The sequence below is a fragment of the Streptomyces sp. NPDC050448 genome (genome assembly GCF_040655295.1).
Lineage (GTDB): Bacteria > Actinomycetota > Actinomycetes > Streptomycetales > Streptomycetaceae > Streptomyces.
The window spans coordinates 48065-72115 of the sequence record NZ_JBFAJR010000003.1; the positions used below are offsets into that span (position 1 = coordinate 48065).

Sequence of the window (24051 nt, forward strand, 5' to 3'; positions counted from 1 at the left end):
CCCGAACGTGCATAGCTCTCAGGCCGCTTTGGTCACGAGTTCGGTTGCGGGGACTTGGTTGGCGGCAGGACGGAAAGGGCGCCCTGCCGCACGAGTTCGGCCCGCAGCAGTTCGTTGTCGAGGGTGAGGGCTTGGACCTGTTGGGCGAGTGTGTCGACGGACTGGCGAAGGTCGGTGATCTCCTCGTGTCGGGCACGACGGGCCTCGCGGAGCTGGCCCTGGAGTTCCTGGATGCGCTCGCGCAGGGTCGCCGGAACGTCGGGGCCGCTGGAGCGTTCGTAGACGCGCTGCCGGAAGAGCTCCAGGACGTCGTTGGCCCGGTAGGCGGTCGCCCGCGAGATGCCCGCCTCGCGGGCCAAGGAGGCGACGGAGAGGCTACCGTCACTGTGCTGCGGATCGACGTCCAGGAGGCGCTCCATGGCCTCGATCAAAGCGGCGTGAACCTGGGGTGTGACGCTCATCGGGCGGGCTCCTCGGCCTGGTCGCGCATGCGCCGCATCTGTTCAATCTGCTGATGCAGCGCGGTCTTCTGGAGGCTGGTCAGGGGGCGGATGGTCAGCAGATCCCGGGCCTCGCCGATGACGTTGTCGATCGCCGGGCGGTGCTGGGGAAGCACGCAGGAGTTCGGGCACTTCGCCGGCTGGCAGTGATTCATCACCGGTGCCGCCTCCGCCTCGGCGGACGGACGACGCGAGAGGCAGAGCGCGGTGGACGCCTCGAAGTAGCAGTCGTTCAGGATGCCCGGGTAGTAGGTGCGGGCCGGGTTGGACAGCATCGCCCGCAGCCGGGCGGTGTCGACCACCCGGCCGGGGAAGTCGCCGAGCTCGTCACGGACGCGGGTGAACTCCTCGAAGAGGCGGGGTGGCACTCGCACTCCGGCCTTGAAGTCCTCGTACTGGTCGAGGAAGTGCTCCGTGCGGGCCAGCTGCTGTTCACTCTCGACCTCGCTGGGGAAGCCGGAGGCCGAGTTGCCCGCGTAGCCCTCGAACATCGCGACCTTGACGTGCTTGTACTGAATCTTGCCCGCGACGACCCCGAACGGCTGGAAGGCGATGTGCCAGGCGACGGTTCGGCGGAACTGCCGTGTGGTGAAACGCCACTTCTTCTCGTCGATCACCGGGATGGGATCGTGCGGGCGGACCTCGGCGAGCCGGTCGGCGAAGACGTTCAGCAGATGGTTGATGGTGTTGCCGATGCCGTCGTTGGTGCCGCGGTAGCCGTGGCGGTAGAAGAGCCGGTCGCAGTCCGTCAGGGTCTCCATCACGGCGACGGCCTGGGCGACCGGCTCGATGACCACCCAGGTGTCTTCGTCGCCGACGGGCTGGCGGCCCTTGAAGACCTTGCCGCGAACCTTGTGCCGCTCGATGATGCCGTCCTGGGACGCTGCGGTGAAGTGGCAGCCGGGCTTGAGGGACTGGGCCTCTGAGTCCCGCATTCCCGAGAGGTAGGCCGTGATCACGTAGCAGGCGGCCAGCAGCATTCGAGTCTCGATCAGCAGGGATTTCGAGTGGAATCGCGGCCGCCAGGGGCGGCCGGTCTCCTCGTCGATGCTGATCTCGGTGTCCATGCCGCCCTCCTCCAGGCCGAGCTCTGCGACGGCTTGCCGCAGCAGCTCGACGAGGGCCGGGTGATCCACCGTGTTCTCGCCGATCCGCGCGAGCCGGGCGATGAGCTTGCGGTTCACCCCGCCGTCGCTCGCCCTGTTGTACTTGTGCGGCAGATTGATGTCCGAGGGCCTCTTGGGCAGTCCGCGGCCTTCCCGCCGGCGCCGTTCGATGTACTCCTCCAGCCGGGCACGCCCGGCGCCCTTGTACGACTTGTTGGCGGCGCCGACGGGCTCGTTGATCCGTTCCTGTTCGGCCAGGGCGGCGAGGATGTCCTTCGAGGCGACGCGGATGTAGAACAGGGCGCCTCGTAGATAGGGCGCCAGGACCTGCGGCGGAATGCGCTGAGTGCTGTTCTCCTGCGGCCGGCGGCCCGCGACGTGCTTCGATGCCCGGCCGTCCCAGGGCAGCCGCTCCAGCCGGTCGTAGGTGATCGACTCCCGGGTCCGGAAGAGCAGGGTCAGGAACCACTTCACCCGCCCGCGTTCCTGTGCCTGGATCTCAGGCTTGATTCTCCCGCCCTCGACTCGGTGGTCCAGGAAGGCGTCCAGCACGGTGTCATCGGTCAAGTCCCGCAGCCGTAGCCCTGGGTAGCGGCTGGCGAGGAAGACGAACAGCTTGCGGAGCTCTCGGAACTCGCGGGAGACGGTGACCACCGACGGCAGCCGCGTGCACCCCTCGGTGATCTTGGTCAGGCGGCTGTAGGCGTACTCCTTCGCGGTCAGCCGCCAGATCGGGTCCTCGATCGTGGTGAAGATGATGGTGCTCTGCCCCCGGTGGTGGTTGGGCAGGTGGTAGGCCGCGGCCATGTTCCAGACGTCTTCACCGAACCGCGGGCCTGGCCCGGCTTCTTCCCGCAGCGGGCGCCCGGTCAGGACCAGGGTTTCCGCACTCACGTGTGCGGAGATCAGCGGCTCTGCGGCCAGGGCGGTGGTCAGGTCGGCGGTCATTGGCGGCTTCCGATCCCGCCCAGCAGGGGCGGCAGATTTTCCAGCGGGTGGGTGGCTTCGGCGATCGCGCGGGCCTCGGCGAGGACCGGTTCGGGGAACGCGGGCAGGATCTGCGTCAAGATCCGCTGCCGGGTGCGGCCGTGGACGAGGGCGAACGCCTCGGCGGGCATCGCCTGCCGCTGGTCTTCGAGGTGGTCCAGGTATGCCAGGACGGCGGGCAGTTTCCGCGAGGTGATCACCGCGTTCGAGCAGTCCAGGCAGCTCCAGAAGGGGACCGGGCAGGCTTGCCCGGTGGCGCCGAAGGGCGAGTCGAAGAAGTCCCGGCAGGACGACAGCCACAGGTCCATCTCGCCGTCCAGCAGCTTCCTCGCGTCACCCGGATCGACGTCGAGCTCCTTCGCGGCGGCCGAGGTGTCCTGCTTCAGCTCGGCCTCCCGCTGCGGCGGGATCACCCGCAGCTGGACCGCCTCCTCAAGGGCGTGCGACAGACCATCGGCGACCGCGGCCTCGTGCAGTGGCCGAAGCGCCGGGATATCCGCGTAATGGGCGGCCGCGACCTCCTTCGAGTGGCCGCGGGCCAACAGCGGCAGCTGCCCCTTGGTGACCCGGTAGAACTCCGCCTTGTAGGTCTTGCGGAGTCTTCTGAGGTGGACCGTCAGCCGTTCACCGTGCTCGTCGCGCAGGTCGTATCGCTCGCAGAACGCGATCGCCGCGGACCTGGGCCGGAAGTGCCGCACTCCGCCGCGGATCTTGGCGGCGTTGGGGTGCCAGTAGATCCACAACGCTGTCTTCGACTCGTTCCAGGCGTGGGCCCGTGCCCGGCGGGTCAGTCGCAGGGCGAGGCGGATCAGACCGCCCGGTGTCCCCGCACCACCGTCACGGACCCGCATCCGGTTGACCTCTGTGCCGTGCCGGCGCCGCTTGATGTACTCGATCTCGACATAGCCGCGGGTCGGGTTCTTCAGGCAGTCCACCGAGAGTTCCCTCGCACTCTCCGGCTCCAGTCCGGTGGACAGGATCAGCAGCAGATAGAGGGATGCCAGGTCCTCCGAGGAGGGGAACACCGCAGCATGCAACTCCTGCTGCTTGCCCTCCCAGGGCTGGGGGCCCATCCTCACCTGACGAGTGCGATGAGTCATCAACTCCCGGCCGCTGATGGGGCCGTGGCGGTCCAAGTACCACAGCAGGTTCTCCCACCGGCCCCAGCCGCCGGTCAGCGGGTCCTCGCCCGCTGCTACCGAGGCGTCCGCCTCGGTAGCCAGCCGCCGTACCGCTTCACGGATATGGCTGCGGCAGGCTTCCCGCAGGGCCTCGGCGACCTGCGGTTTATAGGCGTCCACCTTGTTCCCGAACTGCGGCCGGGGCCGGAGCCCGACGAACATCAGCCGGTCGTGCAGAGCCGGGCTCAGGGACTCCGGCCGGGCGTCGCGGATCTCCCGCAGCAACGTCATCGCCTGCGTCAGCATCGCGTAACCCGTCCGAGGCGTCGGCATCGACTCGTAGAGCCACGTCTCGAAGTCATTGAGGTCTGCCGGCGTGATCTCCCCGGTCGTCCAGGTCGCGGCGTCTTCGACCCGGTCAGCAAAGAACGCGTCGAGGCGCCGGGCAACTTGGACGTATGCCTGCACAGTTCCGGGCGAGGCGATCCGGCGGCCGACCCGCGCCATCGAGCGGATCGTCTCCGCCAACTCACGGGCGAGAAGTAGGCACTTGGCATCCGTGAGGTCCACGAGGGTGGACGGCCGGTCGGGAAGCAGAATCCGGAAGGCCAGTGGAGAGATGTCCTCGCCCGCCTGCGCGGCCTCCTCCATCGGCAGCGCGAAGTTCGCCCGGCGCGGGCGCCTCAGCCCGTTCACCAAGCACCCGCCAGGGCCGACAGGTCGTCGATACTGTCCTCCGTCATCCGTCCCGCCATCTCCGCGACCGCCTCGTCGATGAGCTCCTGGGCCTCCGCCAGGGAGTCCAGGTAGATGTAGGTCGAGCTGATGTGGCTGTGCCCCAACAAGCGCTGCAAGATCCGCAAGGGGTCGCCCATGACCCGCTCGTAGGCGCCCATCCGCAGGTCGGAGGAGCCCGACCGCATGGCGGCGATCTGCTCACGTACCAGCTGGGTGAGCATGTGAACGGCGAACGTGTGCCGGCAGGTGTGGGGCGAGGCCTCCACCGGCATCCCGGCCGCCACAGTGCGCTCGCCGGCCCGGGTGAACGCGTACTCCCACGAGTTGAGCGCCATCGGGGTGCCCCGCTCGCTCAACCACAACGCCAATGGCCCCAGCCGGGTGCCGCCCGCGTCGACCCCGACCAGCCGCATCCGCTCATCCGGCGACAGGTCCGACCATCGGACCGAGATCCACCGCCCGGACGTCGCCCGCACCGAGCCGCCTAGCGGGCCCGCGTCACGGACCTCGATCCACCGCTGCCCCGGCCAACCTCCCCGATCGGCGGCGCGAGCGAGCGTCACCGCCCGCTCCACCTCGGCGTACTCCGTCACCCGCCGCAGCACCCGCACCGGCACCCAGACCGGCCGGCCGCGGTCGCCCTTGGTCGTCAGCACCGCCAGGTCCAGCCGCGCAGAACGCTCCTCCGGCAACGGCCGCAGCCGGGCCAGCTCCGGCTCCAGCAGACTGCCGCCCTCCTCCAGCCGCACCCCCGTGGTCACCAGCAGGTCCGAGAACGACGCGTTCCTCGCCCCGCAGCGAATCCCTCGGCCCGGCCTCTCCGAGCCGTCCAGGCGCCGCCCCCGCAGCCCCACGTCCCGGAAGAACCGGTAGCGCTCCAGGGACAGGAATTTCACGGCGGCGCCCCCGGCCCCCCTCTCCTTCGCCTCGGCGACCAGCCGCCCCGCCGGCTGCCCCGCAACGGCTACCGCCCGGTAGCCGAACGGCGCCAACGCCACCAGGCGCTCGTCCATCGCCCACCGGTAGAACTTGTCGAGCGCCGCCGCCGACCGGTTCCACGTCTTCGCCGTCACCCGAAAGGGGGGCGAGGACAGCCGCCGAGCCGCGTAGAACGCGTCGAAGTCCTCGCGGACGGCGTTCCATACCGACCGGCCCCGGAACTCCCCCAGGAACCGCCCCCACACCGCCAGGTCGCGGGCGTACCCCTCCCAGCTCTTCGCCGAGCGGCAGCCCATCGTGGGCAGGGCTCGGAAGAACCGATTCAGATGCACGTCGTACGAGCCGTCCGGCCCAAGGATGAACGGCATCCCTTCTCGTACCGGCTCCCGGTCCAACACCGCCACTAAGTCCGAACCCGGGCCTGACTCCTGGAGCAGATCCCGCTTCGTGAAAAAGACCTCCATGGGTGCCGGACCGTAGCGGACCAAACACGGTCCGTGCGACACCGAGACGCTGTACCACTGCCCGGATAAACGAGGGGATCGTCCAGGTCCCTGCCGACGAGCAGCACCCCGTCCCGGCGCGGAGCACCGCGCACCCGGCGCGCGGCATCGTCCCCGACGAGCACGAGCGGCGCGGACTCCCATCCGGCGCTCCCGCGCGCCTCCACGGCGGCCCCGGAACCGCTTTCACCCCTCCCGCCGCTTCCGCCGCCATCGCCTCCGCTTTGCTCGGGCACCGCATGGTGCACATGCGGCTCGGCGCCTGCGGCCGCGCACAGCCGCAGCAGATCGTCGAGCAGCAGCGGGTCCTCGGTGATGATCAGCGGCCGCCCACCGGCGGGCACGGCCCCTCCCGGAGCGCCCAATGGCCTGATTCCGCCTGCTTCCACGCGCTCCGGCACTTCACACGACTTCGATCCAGCCACGCTCTTCGCCCCCTTGTCACTGCAAATCCCAGCACCGCGGACTTCGCGGCTGGAATCACGGTGCAGCGATCCGGAAAAAGAAGTGGATCTTGCTCGAAAACTGTGGACAACAGGCGCCCTGTGAATAACTCCATCACCCCAACCGGTGAGTTCCGGAGCGCGGCGGAACAACTACGCACCGTTACGAGTCTGGAGAGGTGAGGGCCTTCGCCACGCAGGGCCCGCCGAGAGAGGAGGGCTGCAGGAATGGTCACTTGGGGCCGAAGGCAGGGACGCGAACCGCGTCCGGACATGCGACGACCCCCGCCGGGGGGGAGAGCGGGGGTCGTCCCCACGGTCCGACTCGGGGGGGGAGGAGCCAGACCGGGTTAGCACGGTCGCGAACGATCCGTGACTTCCATGGTGTACCCGAGAGCCTTCTCAGGCAAACCCACGCGCCACACCTTACGCCGAATGGTGGGCGCATATGCTCGGGGCGTGGAAATCCAGCCCTTGCCGCACTCGTCGCCCCGGACCGCAGCCTTCTTCGACCTGGACAAGACGGTCATTGCGAAGTCAAGCACTCTGACGTTCAGCAAGTCCTTCTACCAGGGCGGCCTGATCAACCGCCGAGCCGTGCTGCGCACTGCGTATACCCAGTTCATCTACCTGGCCGGCGGCGCCGACCACGATCAGATGGAGCGGATGCGCGAGTACCTGTCCTCCCTCTGCAAGGGATGGAACGTCCAGCAGGTGCGGGAGATCGTCGCCGAAACCCTGCACGACCTCATCGACCCGCTGATCTACGACGAGGCCGCCTCCCTGATCGAGGCCCACCACACCGCGGGCCGCGACGTGGTGATCGTGTCGACCTCCGGAGCGGAAGTCGTCGAGCCGATCGGCGAGATGCTCGGCGCGGACCGGGTCGTCGCCACGCGCATGGTCATCGGCGAGGACGGCTGCTTCACCGGCGAGATCGAGTACTACGCGTACGGGCCCACCAAGGCCGAGGCCGTGCGGGAACTCGCCGAGTCCGAGGGGTACGACCTCTCGCGGTGCTACGCGTACAGCGACTCGGTGACGGACATCCCGATGCTGGAGGCGGTCGGGCACCCGCACGCCGTCAATCCCGACCGGGCGCTGCGCCGCGAGGCGGTGGCGCGTGAGTGGCCGGTGCTGGTGTTCAACCGGCCGGTGCGGCTGAAGCAGCGGCTGCCCGGGCTGTCGATGCCGGCGCGGCCGGCGCTGGTCGCCGCGGCGGCCGTGGGCGCGGCTGCGGCCACCGCTGGGCTGGTCTGGTACGCCAGTCGGCGGCGGGCGAGCGCGCTGGCCGCTGCGGCGTCTGCCTGACCGGGGTTTCGGCGCCGCCGCCCGGTTTCCGGGCGGTCGGCGCGGCCGGATCCGCCAGGCGCGGGCGGGCGGTGCCGCCGGGCTGGAACCACCCCGCAGGGTTTCCCGGCAGGGCGTCCAGACCATTCGGCTCACCCTGCTGAGCTGCGCGAATGAGGGGTGTCCGGTTCATCCCGAGGCGTCCCGGAAAGTAAAAAACGTGGGTAGGGGTTCCGCTTGTCACCGAAGCGGAGTACAAAGGAGTCAACGGCCCGCGAGACCAAAGAACATCCGAGAGGATCATCTTTAAAACGCAGTAAGGCCCACGGACCGAAGCATGAACGCCGAGCACCCACGCGACGTCGACCCGTCGATTACGGGCCAGCCGCACCAGGTGACGGGCAAAGTTCCCGGCCTGATGGGCAACTATCGAGGACGCTTGGTAACTGGGCGTAAATGCCAGCGGCGACACCAGAGCAAGACGGTGTCGCCGCAACCCTGTGTCCGGGCGGGTCAGGTTCGGGCAGGCCAGGTCCGGGCAGGTCAGGCCGCGCCGCGCTGCAGGGCCTCGCAGACCGCCGTCGACTCGCGGACGCCGAGCTCGATCGCGCGTCCGCAGTGCGCGATCCAGGCCGCCATTCCCTCCGCGGTCCCGGAGACGTAGCCCTCGAAAGCCGCCAGGTAGGCGTCCCGCCCCTGTTCCGCGTGGCCGACCTCCGCCGGGCAGATCGCCTTCGGGTCCAGACCGCTGTTGATCAGCACGATCCGCTCCGCCGTCCGCGCGACCAGGCCGTTGTACGAGCCGAACGGACGCAGCGCCAGCAGTTCTCCGTGCACCACCGCCGACGTGACCAGCGCCGGGGCCGAGCCGCCCGCGATGATCAGCCGGGACAGGCCGTCCAGCCGGCCCGCCACCTCCTCCGCGCTCGGGAGCGGAAGGGTGATCAGGGGTTCGTCCACCGACTCGCCCGCCAGGCGCGGGCGGCCCACCACGTCACCGTCGGCCGTCGACCCCGACGCCACTAGGTGCAGGCGCGCCAGCACCCGCAGCGGCGACTGGCGCCAGATGCTCAGCAGCTGCCCGGCCTCGGCCGTCAGGCGCAGCGCGGCGCCCACCGTGCGCGCCTCCGCCTCTGCCCCGAAGTCGGTCCGGCGGCGGACCTCCTCCAGCGCCCAGTCGGCCCCGGACAGCGCCGCGCTCCCCCGGGCCCCGCGCAGCGCGGCCTCCGAGGTGATCTCCGCGCTGCGCCGTCGCATCACCCGGTGCCCGTAGACGCGGTCCACGGCCTTGCGTACGGAATCCACGGATTCGGCGACGCCCGGGAGCGAACCCAGGGCGGCCAGCGGGTCAGAAGCGCTACTCATAAGTAAGGAGCCTACGCACTGCACGCCCTCGGCACCGACCCCTCCTTGGAGTGGTGTTCTTCACTCAGCGACACCACACACAGCGACCGACCGGCTACCCTTGGTGAACATGAAGATCGCTTTCGTGGGAAAGGGCGGCAGCGGCAAGACGACCCTGTCCTCCCTCTTCATCCGCCACCTCGCAGCCAATGAAGCCCCTGTCGTCGCGGTGGACGCCGACATCAACCAGCATCTGGGCGCCGCGCTCGGACTCGGCGAGGACGAGGCCGCCGCGCTGCCCGCCCTGGGCGCGCACCTGCCCCTGATCAAGGAGTACCTGCGGGGCTCCAACCCGCGCATCGCCTCCGCCGACACGATGATCAAGACCACCCCGCCCGGCGCCGGATCGCGCCTGCTGCGGGTCACCGAGGACAACCCGGTGTACGAGGCCTGCGCGCGCACGCTCCTGCTCGACGGGGAGCCCGTACGGCTGATGGCCACCGGGCCGTTCACCGAGTCGGACCTCGGCGTCGCCTGCTACCACTCCAAGGTCGGGGCGGTCGAGCTCTGCCTCAACCACCTGGTCGACGGCCCGGACGAGTACGTCGTGGTCGACATGACCGCCGGCTCGGACTCCTTCGCCTCGGGCATGTTCACCCGCTTCGACGTGACCTTCCTGGTCGCCGAGCCGACCCGCAAGGGCATCTCCGTCTACCGCCAGTACAAGGAGTACGCCCGGGACTTCGGGGTCGCGCTCAAGGTCATCGGCAACAAGGTGCAGGGCACGGACGACATCGAGTTCCTCCAGGACGAGGTCGGAGAGGACCTGCTCGTCACCGTCGGGCACTCCGACTGGGTGCGGGCGATGGAGAAAGGCCGCCCGGCGGCGTTCGAGCTGCTCGAGGCGAGCAACCGGCTGGCCCTGCAGGCCCTCCAGGACGCGGCCGACGACTCGTACGCGCACCGCGACTGGGAGCGGTACACCGAGCAGATGGTCCTTTTCCACCTGCGGAACGCGGAGAGCTGGGGCAACTCCAAGACCGGGGTCGACCTGGCCGCCCAGATCGACCCCGATTTCGTCCTGCGGGAGAACGCCGGCTGCGGGCCGGCCGCCTCGGACCTCGTCAGTACTCGTCTGAACCCTCTTCAGCCGGCTCCGCAGCCGGCTTGACCCCGGCGGGGGCGGCCGGCTTGGCCGGCGGCCCCGCCGTCAGGAACTTCGTCCAGCCCTCCTTGGGCGCCTCTCCGACATCGAGGCCGCGCATCCACTCCAGGACCTTCGGGTCCTGGGCGTCCAGCCAGTCGACCAGCTCGCGGAACGGCACGCACCGCACCTCCTTCTGCGTGCACATCGTCTTGATGGAGTCGTCGACGGCCCTCATGTAGGTGCCGCCGTTCCAGGACTCGAAGTGGTTGCCGATGATCAGCGGTGCGCGGTTGCCCTGGTAGACCCGGTCGAAGGCCTGGTGGAGGCCGTCGCGCATCTGCTCGCCCCAGTACGCGTGCTGCGAGGGGTCGCCCTGTGTGGTCGTCCCGGACTGGTTGACCAGGTAGTTGTAGTCCATGCTCAGTGTCTCGAAGGCGCGGCCCGGCATGGGCACCAGCTGGAGCGGGATGTCCCAGAGCCCGTCGGTCTTCTTCGGCCAGATCTGCTTGCTGATGCCGCTGGAGTCGTAGCGGAAGCCCATGTCCTTGGCCGCCAGCATGAAGTTCTTCTGGCCTTCGAGGCAGGGGGTGCGGGCGCCGATGAGCTCCTTGTCGTAGTCGAACGGGAGCGGCTCCAGCCCCTTCAGGTCCGGCGCGTTGGTCTTCCAGTTCTTGACGAACGACTTCGCCTGGTTGATCTCGCTCTTCCACTCCGGCACGGACCAGGTGCCGACGCCCCCGTCGGGGCCGCAGAAGTGGCCGTTGAAGTGGGTGCCGATCTCGTTGCCCTCGAGCCAGGCCTCGCGGACCTGGGTGGCCGTGTCCTTGATGCCCTGGAGATCGCCGAAGCCGATGTCGGAGCGGCCGGACTCGTGCTGCGGGGCCGTATAGAGGGAACGTTTTTCCTCGGGGAGCATGTACACGCCGCTGAGGAAGTAGGTCATCCGGGCGTTGTGCTCCTTGCCGACCTCGCGGAAGTGCGAGAAGAGCTTCTGACTGTCCTCGCCGGCCCCGTCCCACGAGAACACCACGAACTGCGGCGGCTTCTCACCAGGCTTCAGCTTCTGCGGCTTCTGCACGTTCGGCTGCCGGCCCGTGTACGCGGTCGAGCCGTCTCCGATGAGCCGCTTGAGGCTCCCGGGGGCGGCCTCCGGGGCGGCGGCACCCTTCTTGCTCTTCGGACCCCCGGGGGACGGGGGTTTGGCGGGTCCCGAGGTGCTGCACCCGGCGACGCCCAGCACCAGCGCCGTGGCGACCAGGCCGCCGGCGATCTTCTTCGTGGCGGCGATCATCCGTCCACCTCTCCCTCGCAGTTCCATCGCGGGTCTTCCGCGCCGCAACGTCCCACGAGGTCCGCCATGTAGATGATGTGACAAGCCGTACAAAATGCTTAATCACCCTTGAGTGCTATTTCGTAGGCCATTTGCCCGCATTCTCTACCGCGGTCCTTTACTCTCCATTACCTTTCATTTACTGAGTGTTGAGACTCCCGCCGCTTCATCCCTCCCCCAGAGGAGACGGGACCTATGACAGCCACCTCCCCCACGCACACCGCCGAAGAGCTCGACGGCAAGCCCGACAGCAAGCCCTGCGGCACGCCCGGCGCCGGCAAGGTCGTCGGCGCGCCCCGCACGGGCCATCGCGCCGACTTCCACGCCGACCTCTCCGCCTCCCTCACCGTCTTCCTGATCGCCCTTCCGCTCTCCCTCGGCATCGCCCTGGCCACCGGCGCCCCCCTCCAGGCGGGCCTGGTGGCCGCAGCCGCCGGCGGGATCGTGGCCGGGCGCCTCGGCGGCGCCCCGCTCCAGGTGAGCGGGCCCGCGGCCGGACTGACCGTCGTCACCGCCGAGTTGATCCAGCACTACGGGTGGCGCACCACCTGCGCCGTCACCGTGCTCGCCGGCTGCTGCCAGCTCGGCCTCGCCGCGCTGCGCACCGCCCGGTCCGCGCTCATGGTCAGCCCCGCCATCGTGCACGGCATGCTCGCGGGCGTCGGCATCACGATCGCGCTGGCCCAGCTGCACATCGTCCTCGGCGGCACCCCGCAGAGCTCCGCCGTCGCCAACGTCCTGGGGCTGCCGGACCAGTTGGCCCATCTGCGCCCGGCGGCGCTCGGCGTCAGCGCCCTGGCCCTGGTCGTCCTGCTCGGCTGGCCGCGGCTGCCCGGGCGGGCGGGCCTCGCCCTGCGCAAGGTTCCGGCCGCGCTCGCCGCCGTCGCCACGGCCACGGCGTTCGCCGCGCTGGCCGGGCTCAGCCTGCCCCGGGTGGACCTGCCGTCCTGGCACAGCCACGCCCTGCCCGAGCTGCCCGAGGGCCCCGTCCTCGGCATCATGTCGGCCGTCCTGACGGTCACCCTGGTCGGCAGCGTGGAATCCCTGCTGTCGGCGGTCGCCACCGACAAGCTGATCGCCTCCCAGCGCCGTCGTACGGGGAGCCGCCCGCCGCGCGCCGACCTCGACCGGGAGCTCCGCGGCCAGGGTGCGGCGAACATCCTCTCCGGAGCGCTGGGCGGGCTGCCCGTCGCGGGCGGGGCCGCCCGCAGCCTGGCAAACGTCAAGTCCGGGGCCGTCACCCGGCGGTCGGTCATGCTGCACGGGCTCTGGGTCCTGCTCGCGGCCGGGCTGCTCGTCCCGGTCCTCGACCTGATCCCGCTCGCCGCGCTGGCCGTCCTGGTGATGGCGCTGGGCGTGCAGATGGTGAACGCCACGCATCTGCGTACCGTCACCCGGCACCGCGAGATCCTGGTCTACGCGACGACGATCGCGGCGGTGGTGCTCGGCGGGGTGCTGGCGGGGGTCGCCATCGGTATCGCCGTGGCCATCGCGATGGCTCTGCACCGGCTGGCCCGGACCCGGATCACGGTGGAGACGCGGGGCGGGGTCCACCGGGTGTGGGCGCGCGGGCAGTTGACCTTCCTCGCGGTGCCGCGGCTGAGCCGGGTGCTGAACCAGATCCCGCACGGCGGGCGCGTGGTGGTCGAGCTGGACGGCTCGTTCATGGACCACGCGGCGTACGAGGCCCTCCAGGACTGGCAGGAATCCCATCTGGCGCACGGGGGCTCGCTGGAGGTCACGGGCCGCTCCACCACGCGGACGGCCGGGGCGAACCGGGCGGATCGCGCCGACCGGGCGGATCGCGCCGACCGGGCGGATCGCGCCGAGAGATCCCCGCGCGGCGGGCACCACTGCTGCCGCCCCTGGACCCCCTGGCAGAACCACTGCGACCACCGGCCGGCCGGTGGTCGTACGATCCCCGGCGCGGCCACTGCCCCCGACGCGGCGGAGGCGGTAAAGGCGCTGGAGCCGGTGGAGCCGCCGGCCCCGCGCCGCCGCGGCGCCGGCCAACTGGCCAGCGGGATCAGCGCCTTCCAGCGGGACACCGCGCCGCACGTCCGCGACGAGCTGGCCCGGCTGGCCCGGGAAGGGCAGCGGCCCTCGCAGCTCTTCCTGACCTGCGCGGACTCCCGCCTGGTCACCAGCATGATCACGGCCAGCGGCCCGGGCGACCTGTTCACGGTCCGCAACGTCGGCAATCTGGTGCCCCTGCCGGGCGCCGAGGCCACGGACGATTCGGTCGCGGCGGCCATCGAGTACGCCGTGGACGTGCTCAAGGTGGACAGCATCACGGTGTGCGGGCACTCGGGCTGCGGAGCCATGCAGGCCCTGCTGAACTCCACGCCCGGGGCCCCGATGACCCCCCTGCGCCGGTGGCTGCGGCACGGGCTGCCCAGCCTGGAGCGGATGGCGAGCCGCCACCACGCCTGGGCCCGGATCGCGGGCCGGCTCCCGGCGGATGCCGTGGAGCAGCTGTGCCTGACCAACGTGGTCCAGCAGCTGGAGCACCTGCGGGCGCACGAATCGGTGGCCCGGCGGCTCGCGGAGGGCACGCTGGAGCTGCACGGGATGTACTTCCACGTGGGCGAGGCGCAGGCGTACCTGCTGTCCGAGGGCGAGGACTTCTTCGACTGCCGGGTTTTCGACAGCGTCGGACAACATGTCTGAATGATGACCGAATCGCCGTCACCGGCAGATCCGGATCAAGGGGCACGGCTGAACCGATACTCTCCGGTATCCGTGCCACAGAGTGGCCCCTTCCCGCACCCTGCAGCGGGAAGGGGCCACTCTGCACGTGGGCCCGGCCGCGCTATAGGTCTAAACCAATTTCCGGCTACCCCTTGTCACCAGGGCCGCCGACTGATGAGCTATGCCCGGGGACACAACGGACACCCTGGGAAAGGGAGATGTCGTGAGCAATGAAAGCCTGGCCAATCTGCTCAAGGAGGAGCGGCGGTTCGCACCGCCTGCCGATCTGGCCGCCGCCGCCAATGTGACACAGGCTGCGTACACCGAGGCCGACGCGGACCGGCTGGGCTTCTGGGCCACGCAGGCCCGACGCCTGACCTGGGACGTCGAGCCGACCGAGACGCTTGACTGGACCAACCCGCCCTTCGCCAAGTGGTTCGCGGACGGCAAGCTGAACGTCGCGTACAACTGCGTGGACCGCCACGTCGAGGCCGGCAACGGCGACCGCGTCGCCATCCACTTCGAGGGCGAGCCCGGCGACAGCCGGGCGATCACCTACGCCGAGCTCAAGGGCGAGGTCTCCAAGGCCGCCAACGCCCTGACCGAGCTCGGCGTACAGGCCGGCGACCGGGTCGCGGTCTACCTGCCGATGATCCCCGAGGCCGTCGTCGCGATGCTCGCGTGCGCCCGCGTCGGCGCCGCGCACTCGGTGGTCTTCGGCGGCTTCTCCGCTGACGCCGTCGCCTCCCGCATCCAGGACGCAGACGCCAAGCTGGTCATCACCGCCGACGGCGGCTACCGTCGCGGCAAGCCCAGCGCCCTCAAGCCCGCCATCGACGAGGCCGTCGCCAAGTGCCCGCAGGTCGAGCACGTGCTCGTCGTGCAGCGCACCGGCCAGGACACCGCCCTCACCGAGGGCCGCGACGTCTGGTGGCACGAGATCGTCGGGCGCCAGTCCGCCGAGCACACCCCGCAGGCCTTCGACGCCGAGCACCCGCTGTTCATCCTGTACACCTCGGGGACCACGGGTAAGCCCAAGGGCATCCTGCACACCTCCGGCGGCTACCTCACGCAGGCCGCGTACACCCACCACGCCGTCTTCGACCTCAAGCCGGAGACCGACGTCTTCTGGTGCACCGCCGACATCGGCTGGGTGACCGGGCACTCGTACATCGTCTACGGACCCCTCGCCAACGGCGCCACCCAGGTGATGTACGAGGGCACGCCCGACACCCCGCACCAGGGCCGGTTCTGGGAGGTCGTGCAGAAGTACGGCGTCACCATCCTGTACACCGCGCCCACCGCGATCCGTACGTTCATGAAGTGGGGCGACGACATCCCCGCGAAGTTCGACCTGTCGAGCCTGCGCGTGCTGGGCTCGGTCGGCGAGCCGATCAACCCCGAGGCCTGGGTCTGGTACCGCAAGCACATCGGCGGCGACCGCTGCCCGATCGTGGACACCTGGTGGCAGACCGAGACCGGCGCGATGATGATCTCCCCGCTGCCCGGTGTCACCGAGACCAAGCCGGGCTCGGCGCAGCGCGCGCTGCCCGGGATCGGCGCCACGGTCGTGGACGACGAGGGCCACGAGGTCCCGAACGGCGGTGGCGGCTACCTGGTCCTCACCCAGCCGTGGCCGTCGATGCTGCGCACCATCTGGGGCGACGACCAGCGGTTCATCGACACCTACTGGTCCCGCTTCGAGGGCAAGTACTTCGCGGGCGACGGCGCCAAGAAGGACGAGGACGGCGACATCTGGCTGCTCGGCCGGGTGGACGACGTGATGCTGGTCTCCGGCCACAACATCTCGACCACCGAGGTCGAGTCGGCGCTCGTCTCCCACCCCTCGGTCGCCGAGGCGGCCGTCGTGGGCGCGGCCGACGAGACGACCGGCCAGGCCATCGTGGCCTTCGTGATCCTGCGCGGCAGCGCCTCGGAGACCGACGGCCTGGTCGCGGAGCTGCGCGACCACGTGGGCGCGACGCTCGGCCCGATCGCCAAGCCGAAGCGGATCCTGCCGGTGCAGGAGCTGCCGAAGACCCGCTCCGGCAAGATCATGCGGCGTCTGCTGCGCGATGTCGCCGAGAACAGGGCGGTGGGTGACGTCACCACGCTCGCGGACTCCTCGGTCATGGACCTGATCCAGAGCAAGCTGCCGGCCGCGTCCAGCGAGGACTGAGCACGCACCCGGCGGGGGCCGGGAGCCGGTGGAACGCGGCTCAGGACCGTGAGCTCGACACCGTGAGAAGGGGCATTCGGTGCATCGCACCGGATGCCCCTTTCGCACATAAAGTGAAGATCGCCGGATTCGACCTTGCGCAACCCTGTAAAGTATTAGAAGCGTAAAAAAGCAAGTCCACAGGGTGCGCCGGGAAGTCTGGTCGGCAACGAGCTTCGCCATGCCGTCCAACCACCCCGGAGGTGTCCCCTCGTGGCCGCGCCCAGCCCCACCGACCGCCACAGCCGCAAGCTCCTCGGCAGGCTCTCCCTGCCCGAGCGGCGATTCGTGGCCGACGCCCTGCGCGCCGAGACCGTCGGCGGCGTGCTCCTGCTCGTGGCCGCCATCGCCGCCCTGATGTGGGCGAACATCCCCGCTCTCGCGGACAGCTACACCGCCGTCCGCGACTTCCACATCGGCCCCGCCGCCCTCGGCCTGGACCTCTCGCTCCAGCACTGGGCGGCCGACGGCCTGCTCGCCATCTTCTTCTTCGTCGCCGGCATCGAGCTCAAGCGCGAGCTCGTCGCGGGCGATCTGCGCGACCCCAAGGCCGCCGCTCTCCCGGTGATCGCCGCCCTCTGCGGCATGGCCGTGCCCGCGCTGGTCTACGCACTGGTCAACGCCGTCGGCGGCGGCTCGATGGACGGCTGGGCGGTCCCGACGGCCACCGACATCGCCTTCGCCCTCGCCGTCCTCGCGGTCATCGGCACCTCGCTGCCATCCGCCCTGCGCGCCTTCCTGCTGACCCTCGCCGTCGTCGACGACCTCTTCGCCATCTTGATCATCGCGGTGTTCTTCACCAGCGAGATCGACTTCCTGGCCCTCGGCGGCGCGGTCGCCGGCCTCGTCCTGTTCTGGTTCCTGCTCCACCGGGGCGTCCGCGGCTGGTACGTCTACATCCCGCTCGCCCTGGTCATCTGGGGCCTGATGTACAACAGCGGCGTCCACGCCACCATCGCCGGCGTCGCCATGGGCCTGATGCTCCGCTGCTCCCGCCAGGAAGGCGAGCGCAGGTCCCCCGGCGAGCACATCGAGCACATCGCGCGGCCCATCTCGGCCGGCCTCGCCGTCCCGCTCTTCGCGCTGCTCTCCGCCGGGGTCTCCCTCTCCGACAAGTCGATCGCCCAGGTCTTCACCCGGCCCGAGACCCTCGGAGTCGTCCTCGGCCTGGTCGTCGGCAAGGCCGTCGGGATCTTCGGCGGAACCTGGCTGGCCGCCCGCTTCACCAGGGCCGAGCTCAACGAGGACCTCGCCTGGCCGGACGTACTCGCCGTGGCCTCCCTCGCCGGCATCGGCTTCACCGTCTCGCTCCTCATCGGCGAACTCGCCTTCACCGGCGACCAGACCCTCACCGACGAGATCAAGGCCTCCGTCCTGATCGGCTCCCTCATCGCCGCCGTCGTCGCGAGCGTCGTGCTCAAGCTGCGCAACCGCACGTACCAGGCGCTCACCGAGGACGAGGAGCGCGACGAGGACCTCGACGGCATCCCGGACATCTACGAGCAGGACAAGCCCGACTACCACCTGCGGATGGCGAAGATCTACGAGGAGAAGGCCGCGGAGCACCGCCGCAAGGCGGAGACCGCCGCGGCCGCCGCGCTCGAAGCAGCGGCCGGGTCCGGCACCGAGGGCGACCGTCCGGCATGATCGGAGCTGACGCCGTGACGGGCACAGGACAGCAGCCGGCCACGGCGTCGACAGCAGACGACGGCAGATGACAGAGGGAGAGAGCGATGAGCGCAGTGGACCAAGGGGCGCAAGGAGCCGAGCGCACACTCGGCCAGCTGGTCGCCTCGGCCACCGCCGAGATGTCCGCCCTGGTGCACGACGAGATCGCCCTCGCCAAGGCGGAGCTCCGCCAGGACGTCAAGCGCGCGGGCATCGGGGGCACCGCCATCGGGATCGCAGGGGTGTTCGCCCTGTTCTCCCTGCCGGTGCTGAGCTTCGCCGCGGCGTACGGGATCCACAACCTCGGGCTCGGGCTCGCCTGGTCCTTCCTCATCGTCGGCGTGGCGTTCCTGCTGCTCGCGGGCCTGCTGGCGCTGATCGCCGTATCGAAGTTCAAGAAGGTCAAGCCGCCGGAGAGGACCATCGCCTCCGTCAAGGAGACCGCTGCACTCGTCGGGACCGTCAAGCCGCATCCGCGGTCGGTGAGTGACCAGGCCGTGGGTGTGGCACGCTCGTCCTCATGACAGCGCCCTCGCCGGACTCCAGCACTCCGCCCACCGCCGCCACGGCGGTCAGGATCGACGTGCCCGGCGGGAGAGCGGTGACCCACCGGGACGTCGCGGCCAACGGGGCCCGGTTCCACGTCGCCGAGCTCGGTGACGGGCCGCTGGTGCTGCTGCTGCACGGCTTCCCGCAGTTCTGGTGGACGTGGCGGCACCAGCTGACCGCGCTCGCCGACGCCGGGTACCGGGCCGTCGCGATGGACCTGCGCGGGGTGGGCGGCAGCGACCGCACCCCGCGCGGCTACGACCCCGCCAACCTGGCGCTCGACATCACCGGGGTCGTGCGGTCCCTCGGCGAGCCGGACGCCGCCCTCGTGGGGCACGACCTGGGCGGCTACCTCGCCTGGACCGCGGCCGTGATGCGGCCCAAGCTGGTGCGCCGGCTCGTGGTCTCCTCGATGCCGCACCCGCGGCGCTGGCGCTCGGCGATGCTGTCCGACTTCGGCCAGACGCGGGCCAGTTCGCACATCTGGGGCTTCCAGCGGCCGTTCATCCCCGAGCGGCAGCTCGTCGCCGACGACGGGGCGCTCGTGGGGGAGCTGATCCGGGACTGGTCCGGGCCCGTGCCCCCCGAGGCGGAGGACGTCGACGTGTACCGGCGGGCGATGTGCATCCCGTCCACGGCGCACTGCTCGATCGAGCCGTACCGCTGGATGATGCGGTCGATGGCCCGACCGGACGGACTTCAGTTCAACCGCCGGATGAAGCGGCCGGTGCGGGTGCCGACGCTGCACCTGCACGGCTCGCTCGACCCGGTGATGCGGACCCGGAGCGCGGCCGGCTCCGGGGAGTACGTCGAAGCCCCGTACCGGTGGCGGCTGTTCGACGGCCTCGGGCACTTCCCCCACGAGGAGGATCCCGCCGCGTTCTCGACCGAGCTGGTGAACTGGCTCAAGGACCCCGAGCCGGACCGCTGAGCACGTGCAGCATCTGACCGACTGTCCATACGACCGCCAGTACGATTGTCTTACAACCGTTCAATTGCCTGGCGCATAGGCCAATTGGCCGCCCCGGACGGGGTTACCGACCTTGGGGCCCGGGCACAGCTCGTTGTATGGGCTGGACGCACGACTACGGTGACACCGCACGCGAACGCCGCCCGGCAGCGACGCCGGGCACACACGGGAGGTCTGGCCGGGACGGCCACGACCCCCGACTCGGGATTCCACGCATCCTGCGCCGGCGGGCCCGCTGGGTCTCGGCCCGCCTGCGGCATCCACGGACGTAGCCCGGCGCCGGCGCCGCGCCCCTTCCGTTCGTTCCGTACGGGCACCCCTGCCCGTACGGATCAGAGGGCGCAGCCCTGGCTGTCGGCCCGCCGGTCGGAGACCTTCCCGATCCGGATGTCGTCGCGGACCTCGTCCGCCGTCAGCGCGTACCCGGTGTTCGGGTCGTCGAGCGACTTCGCGAAGACGACCCCGTACACCCTGCCGTCGGGTGTCAGCAGCGGGCCGCCGGAGTTGCCCTGGCGGACGGTCGCGTACAGCGAGTAGACATCGCGCCGGACGGTTCCGCGGTGGTAGATGTCCGGGCCGTTCGCGTTGATCCGGCCGCGGACGCGTGCCGCGCGGACGTCGTACGAGCCGTTCTCCGGGAAGCCGGCGACGATCGCATCGCTGCTGCTCACCGCGTCCTTTTCGGTGAACTCCAGCGCGGGCGCCTTCAGCTTGGGCACGTCCAGGACGGCGATGTCGCGCTCCCAGTCGTAGAGCACGACCTTGCCGTCGTAGAGCTTGCCCTCGCCGCCGATCTGCACGGTCGGCTCGCCGACGCCGCCGACGACGTGCGCGTTGGTCATCACCTTGCCGGGCGCGAAGACGAAGCCGGTGCCCTCCAGGACCTTGCTGCAGCTCGGCGCCGTACCGACGACCTTCACGATCGAGCGCTTGGCCGCCTCGGCGACGGGGCTGCGGGCGAGCGCCGGGTCGGGCGCCTTCACCTCGGTGATCGGCTCGTTGGAGAACGGGCTGAACACCTGCGGGAAGCCGCTGCGCGCAAGGGTGGAGCTGAAGTCCGAGAACCAGGTGTTGGCCTGGGCGGGCAGCACTCGCGAGACGCCGAGCAGCACCTTGGAATTGCGGACTTCCTTGCCCAGCGTGGGAAGTGACGTCCCGGCGAGCGCCGAGCCGATCAGCCACGCCACGAGCAGCATCGCGACGACGTTGACCAGGGCTCCGCCGGTCGCGTCGACCACGCGCGCCGGCGACCACGTGATGTGGCGGCGCAGCCGGTTGCCCAGATGGGTGGTGAAGGCCTGACCGATCGATGCGCAGACGATGATCACGACCACGGCGATCACGACGACCGTGGTGGACACCTGGGTGCCGTTGTCGGTCACCCGGTCCCAGATCAGCGGGAGCAGGGACACGGCAAGGAGACCACCGCCGAGGAAGCCGATCACCGACAGAATGCCGACGACGAACCCCTGGCGGTAGCCGACGATCGCAAACCACACGGCGGCGACCAGCAACAGGATGTCCAGCACGTTCACGAGGGTCACCGTCTCACGCGCGCCAGTCGAGCGGGACCTGCCTCGATCGGTCCCAGGGGCGCTCCCACCCCGCGAAATGCAGCAGCCGGTCGATCACTCCGGCGGTAAAACCCCAGACCAGAGCCGATTCGACGGTGAAAGCGGGGCCCAGGTGGCCGCTCGGATGGAGGGCCATGACGCGATGATCGGGGTCCGTGAGATCGGCCACGGGAACCGTGAAGACGCGGGCGGTCTCGGCCGGGTCCACGGCGCCGACCGGGCTGGGGTCGCGCCACCAGCCGAGCACCGGGGTCACGACGAACTCGCTGACCGGGATGTAGAGCCGCGGCAGCACGCCGAAGAGCTGGACGCCGGCGGGGTCGAGCCCGGTCTCCTCCTCGGCCTCGCGCAGGGCGGCGCGCAGCGGGCCGGTGGTGTGCGGATCGCCGTCCTCCGGGTCGAGGGCGCCGCCCGGGAAGGAGGGCTGGCCGGGGTGCGAGCGCAGGCTCCCGGCCCGCTCCATGAGCAGCAGCTCGGGGCCGCGGGGGCCCTCGCCGAACAGGATCAGCACGGCGGACTGCCGGCCCCGGCCGTCCTCGGGCGGCAGGAAGCGGCTGAGCTGGGTCGGCCGGACCGTCCGCGCGGCCTCCACCACGGGATCGAGCCACCCGGGCAGGCCCTGGCTGGTCACGCGCAGGCCGCTCCGGTCCTCGTACGGGTTGCCCCGCGGCTCGGCCTGCGGCCTGCCGTGCTGCCTGCCCTGCTGCGGCGGCGCGGCCGCCTGGGCCACGCCGCTCTCGTCCCGCGCTCCGCGCGTCATAGGCACCCCTACTCCCTGCCGTTGCCGACACCGTCGCCGTCCCGATACCGGGACAACGCAGCCCCGGGCCGGATTCGTTCCTCCGCGGGCCGCCGTGTGGCGGCCCGCGGCCGTGCTCAGGAGGCCGCCTGGCCGCCGCCCAGCGGCCGGGCCGGGAGTCCCGGGTAGTCCGGCGGCGGGCTCAGCCGCTGGCCGGGCTGGCCGCCCTTCTCATACTTGAGCAGCTTCTTCGCCTTCTCCGGGTCCGTCTCGCCCTCCCCGTACGCCGGGCACAGCGGGGCGATCGGGCAGGCGCCGCAGGCGGGCTTGCGGGCGTGGCAGATCCGGCGGCCGTGGAAGACGACGCGGTGGGAGAGCATCGCCCACTCGCTCTTCGGGAAGATCGCGCAGATCTCCGCCTCGACCTTCTCCGGGTCCTCCTGCTCCGTCCACTTCCAGCGGCGCACCAGCCGGCCGAAGTGGGTGTCCACGGTGATCCCCGGAACCCCGAACGCATTGCCGAGCACCACGTTGGCCGTCTTCCGGCCGACTCCGGGCAGGGTCACGAGGTCCTCGATCCGGCCCGGGACCTCGCCGCCGAAGTTGTCCCGCAGGGCCTGGGAGAGGCCGAGGAGGGACCGCGCCTTCGCCCGGAAGAACCCGGTCGGCCGGATGATCTCCTCCAGATCTTCGGGGACGGCCGCAGCCATGTCCTCGGGGGCCGGGTAGGCGGCGAACAGGGCCGGGGTCGTCTGGTTCACGCGCAGGTCGGTGGTCTGTGCGGAGAGGACCGTGGCGACCAGCAGCTCGAAGGGATTCCGGAAGTCGAGCTCGGGATGGGCGTACGGGTAGAGCTCGGCCAGCTCGCGGTTGATGCGGCGGGCCCGGCGCACCATGGCCAGGTGCGATTCCGTTTTCTTGGCCGAAGCTTTGCCCTGGGGCCTCGGCGGGGCCTTCCGGGGCGTCTTGGACGCCTCCTTGGGGGCTTGTTCGCCCACAGCTGAATCGGGGGCGCCCGTCACTCCTGCGGACCCCTTGGCCTGTGCTCTCACCGGCTTATTGGACACCTGGCCAGCCTAAGGCCGGGCGCTGACACCCGCCTGGACCTCAGGTAACACCACTCCGATTGGCCTCTCGCCGCACAGCACGCCCGTACGTCCGGCATCCTTGTGATTGATCGCACTGTTTCAGCCGTCCGGCAAAATGGGGAGCACGGTCCCCTGAGCTGGTCGACATAGGAGAGAGACTCGTGGACGACGTTCTGCGGCGCGCCCCGCTCTTCGCGGCGCTCGATGACGAGCAGGCCGCGGAGCTCCGCGCCTCCATGGGCGAGGTGACCCTCGCACGCGGTGACGCCCTGTTCCACGAGGGCGACCCCGGCGACCGGCTGTATGTCGTGACCGAGGGCAAGGTGAAGCTGCACCGCACCTCCCCCGACGGCCGCGAGAACATGCTGGCCGTCCTCGGCCCCGGCGAGCTGATCGGCGAGCTGTCGCTCTTCGACCCCGGCCCGCGCACGGCCACCGCCACCGCCCTGACCGAGGTCAAGCTGCTCGGCCTCGGCCACGGCGACCTGCAGCCGTGGCTCAACGCCCGGCCGGAGGTCGCGACCGCGCTGCTGCGCGCGGTGGCACGGCGCCTGCGCAAGACGAACGACCAGATGTCCGACCTGGTCTTCTCCGACGTTCCGGGCCGCGTCGCCCGCGCCCTCCTGGACCTGTCGCGCCGCTTCGGCGTGCAGTCCGAGGAAGGCATCCACGTCGTGCACGACCTGACGCAGGAAGAGCTGGCCCAGCTGGTCGGCGCCTCCCGCGAGACGGTCAACAAGGCCCTCGCGGACTTCGCGGGCCGCGGCTGGCTCCGCCTGGAGGCCCGCGCGGTGATCCTGCTGGACGTGGAACGCCTGGCGAAGCGCTCGCGCTGACGCCGTCTGCTTCGTGTGGAGGGGTCCTGCCCGGTCGGGCGGGGCCCCTCCGCGCGTTCCCCCTGTGACGCCGCTGCGCCAGCGGCCCCGGCTGCGCCGGGCTCCTCGGGCCTCCGCCGCGAACCCCGCGCCTCAGACGCCGGCGGGGCCGGATGTGACTGCCGCGGGCCTCCAGGCGGAGCCAGCCGCGGCCCGCGAAGTCCGCGAGGGCCTTGTTGACCGTCTCGCAGGAAGAGCTGGCCCAGCTGGTCGGCGCCTCCCGCGAGACGG

Annotated in this window: 17 protein-coding genes and 1 pseudogene; 8 read left to right on the plus strand and 10 right to left on the minus strand. The window is 70.5% G+C overall.

What is annotated here, in order from left to right:
• Positions 1–32 precede the first annotated feature (32 nt).
• The 5 genes and pseudogenes from AB0I68_RS05070 to AB0I68_RS05090 form a co-directional block, all read right to left on the minus strand.
• The gene (locus tag AB0I68_RS05070) at positions 33–461 is read right to left on the minus strand and encodes a hypothetical protein (RefSeq protein WP_363175800.1); all 429 of its coding nucleotides are present in this window, start codon (positions 459–461) and stop codon (positions 33–35) included.
• On the minus strand, positions 458–2554 hold the full coding sequence (locus tag AB0I68_RS05075; protein ID WP_363175801.1) for a hypothetical protein: 2097 nt from the start codon (positions 2552–2554) through the stop codon (positions 458–460). Before AB0I68_RS05075 ends, AB0I68_RS05070 begins: the two co-directional genes overlap by 4 nt.
• Positions 2551–4410: a hypothetical protein gene (locus tag AB0I68_RS05080; RefSeq protein ID WP_363175802.1), complete on the minus strand. Its 1860-nt coding sequence runs from the start codon at positions 4408–4410 to the stop codon at positions 2551–2553. Before AB0I68_RS05080 ends, AB0I68_RS05075 begins: the two co-directional genes overlap by 4 nt.
• On the minus strand, positions 4407–5759 hold the full coding sequence (locus AB0I68_RS05085) for a site-specific integrase (protein ID WP_363175803.1): 1353 nt from the start codon (positions 5757–5759) through the stop codon (positions 4407–4409). Before AB0I68_RS05085 ends, AB0I68_RS05080 begins: the two co-directional genes overlap by 4 nt.
• Before the next feature lie 161 nt (positions 5760–5920).
• Positions 5921–6268 (minus strand): annotated as a pseudogene (locus AB0I68_RS05090) (hypothetical protein); the annotation flags it as partial.
• 543 nt (positions 6269–6811) lie between these two features.
• Between AB0I68_RS05090 and AB0I68_RS05095 the strand changes: the two are divergent.
• Entirely contained in the window at positions 6812–7648 is an 837-nt protein-coding gene (locus AB0I68_RS05095) for an HAD-IB family hydrolase (RefSeq protein ID WP_363176106.1), read from the plus strand.
• 522 nt (positions 7649–8170) lie between these two features.
• Here the strand turns inward: AB0I68_RS05095 and AB0I68_RS05100 are convergent.
• Positions 8171–8992: an oxidoreductase gene (locus tag AB0I68_RS05100; RefSeq protein WP_363175804.1), complete on the minus strand. Its 822-nt coding sequence runs from the start codon at positions 8990–8992 to the stop codon at positions 8171–8173.
• A 109-nt stretch (positions 8993–9101) separates the two neighbouring features.
• Between AB0I68_RS05100 and AB0I68_RS05105 the strand changes: the two genes are divergently transcribed.
• Positions 9102–10142, plus strand: a complete 1041-nt coding sequence (locus AB0I68_RS05105; RefSeq protein ID WP_363175805.1) for an ATP-binding protein — start codon at positions 9102–9104, stop codon at positions 10140–10142.
• Here AB0I68_RS05105 and AB0I68_RS05110 read toward each other — a convergent pair.
• Positions 10096–11409: a hypothetical protein gene (locus tag AB0I68_RS05110; protein WP_363175806.1), complete on the minus strand. Its 1314-nt coding sequence runs from the start codon at positions 11407–11409 to the stop codon at positions 10096–10098. The genes AB0I68_RS05105 and AB0I68_RS05110 overlap by 47 nt on opposite strands.
• 234 nt (positions 11410–11643) lie before the next feature.
• Here AB0I68_RS05110 and AB0I68_RS05115 point away from each other — a divergent pair, with 234 nt between their 5' ends.
• From AB0I68_RS05115 to AB0I68_RS05135, 5 genes are all read left to right on the plus strand, one after another.
• The gene (locus AB0I68_RS05115) at positions 11644–14118 is read left to right on the plus strand and encodes a SulP family inorganic anion transporter (RefSeq protein ID WP_363175807.1); all 2475 of its coding nucleotides are present in this window, start codon (positions 11644–11646) and stop codon (positions 14116–14118) included.
• Between the two features lie 202 nt (positions 14119–14320).
• Complete coding sequence (gene acs / locus AB0I68_RS05120) at positions 14321–16318, plus strand: acetate--CoA ligase (protein ID WP_363175808.1); 1998 nt, start codon at positions 14321–14323, stop codon at positions 16316–16318.
• 252 nt (positions 16319–16570) lie between these two features.
• Entirely contained in the window at positions 16571–18004 is a 1434-nt protein-coding gene (nhaA, locus tag AB0I68_RS05125) for a Na+/H+ antiporter NhaA (protein ID WP_363175809.1), read from the plus strand.
• An 86-nt stretch (positions 18005–18090) separates the two neighbouring features.
• Complete coding sequence (locus tag AB0I68_RS05130) at positions 18091–18549, plus strand: phage holin family protein (protein WP_363175810.1); 459 nt, start codon at positions 18091–18093, stop codon at positions 18547–18549.
• Positions 18546–19505, plus strand: a complete 960-nt coding sequence (locus AB0I68_RS05135) for an alpha/beta hydrolase (protein WP_363175811.1) — start codon at positions 18546–18548, stop codon at positions 19503–19505. The genes AB0I68_RS05130 and AB0I68_RS05135 overlap by 4 nt, the downstream gene beginning before the upstream one ends.
• 371 nt (positions 19506–19876) lie before the next feature.
• Here AB0I68_RS05135 and AB0I68_RS05140 read toward each other — a convergent pair whose 3' ends face one another.
• From AB0I68_RS05140 to nth, 3 genes are all read right to left on the minus strand, one after another.
• Entirely contained in the window at positions 19877–21079 is a 1203-nt protein-coding gene (locus AB0I68_RS05140; RefSeq protein WP_363175812.1) for a MarP family serine protease, read from the minus strand.
• A gap of 13 nt (positions 21080–21092) precedes the next feature.
• Positions 21093–21878 (minus strand): CoA pyrophosphatase, encoded by a 786-nt coding sequence (locus AB0I68_RS05145; RefSeq protein WP_363175813.1) that lies wholly within the window; start codon positions 21876–21878, stop codon positions 21093–21095.
• A gap of 116 nt (positions 21879–21994) precedes the next feature.
• The gene (nth, locus tag AB0I68_RS05150) at positions 21995–22855 is read right to left on the minus strand and encodes an endonuclease III (RefSeq protein WP_363175814.1); all 861 of its coding nucleotides are present in this window, start codon (positions 22853–22855) and stop codon (positions 21995–21997) included.
• 251 nt (positions 22856–23106) lie between these two features.
• On the opposite strand from nth, the gene AB0I68_RS05155 reads away from it, so the two are divergent.
• On the plus strand, positions 23107–23781 hold the full coding sequence (locus AB0I68_RS05155; protein WP_003981529.1) for a Crp/Fnr family transcriptional regulator: 675 nt from the start codon (positions 23107–23109) through the stop codon (positions 23779–23781).
• The last annotated feature ends 270 nt before the right edge of the window (positions 23782–24051 follow it).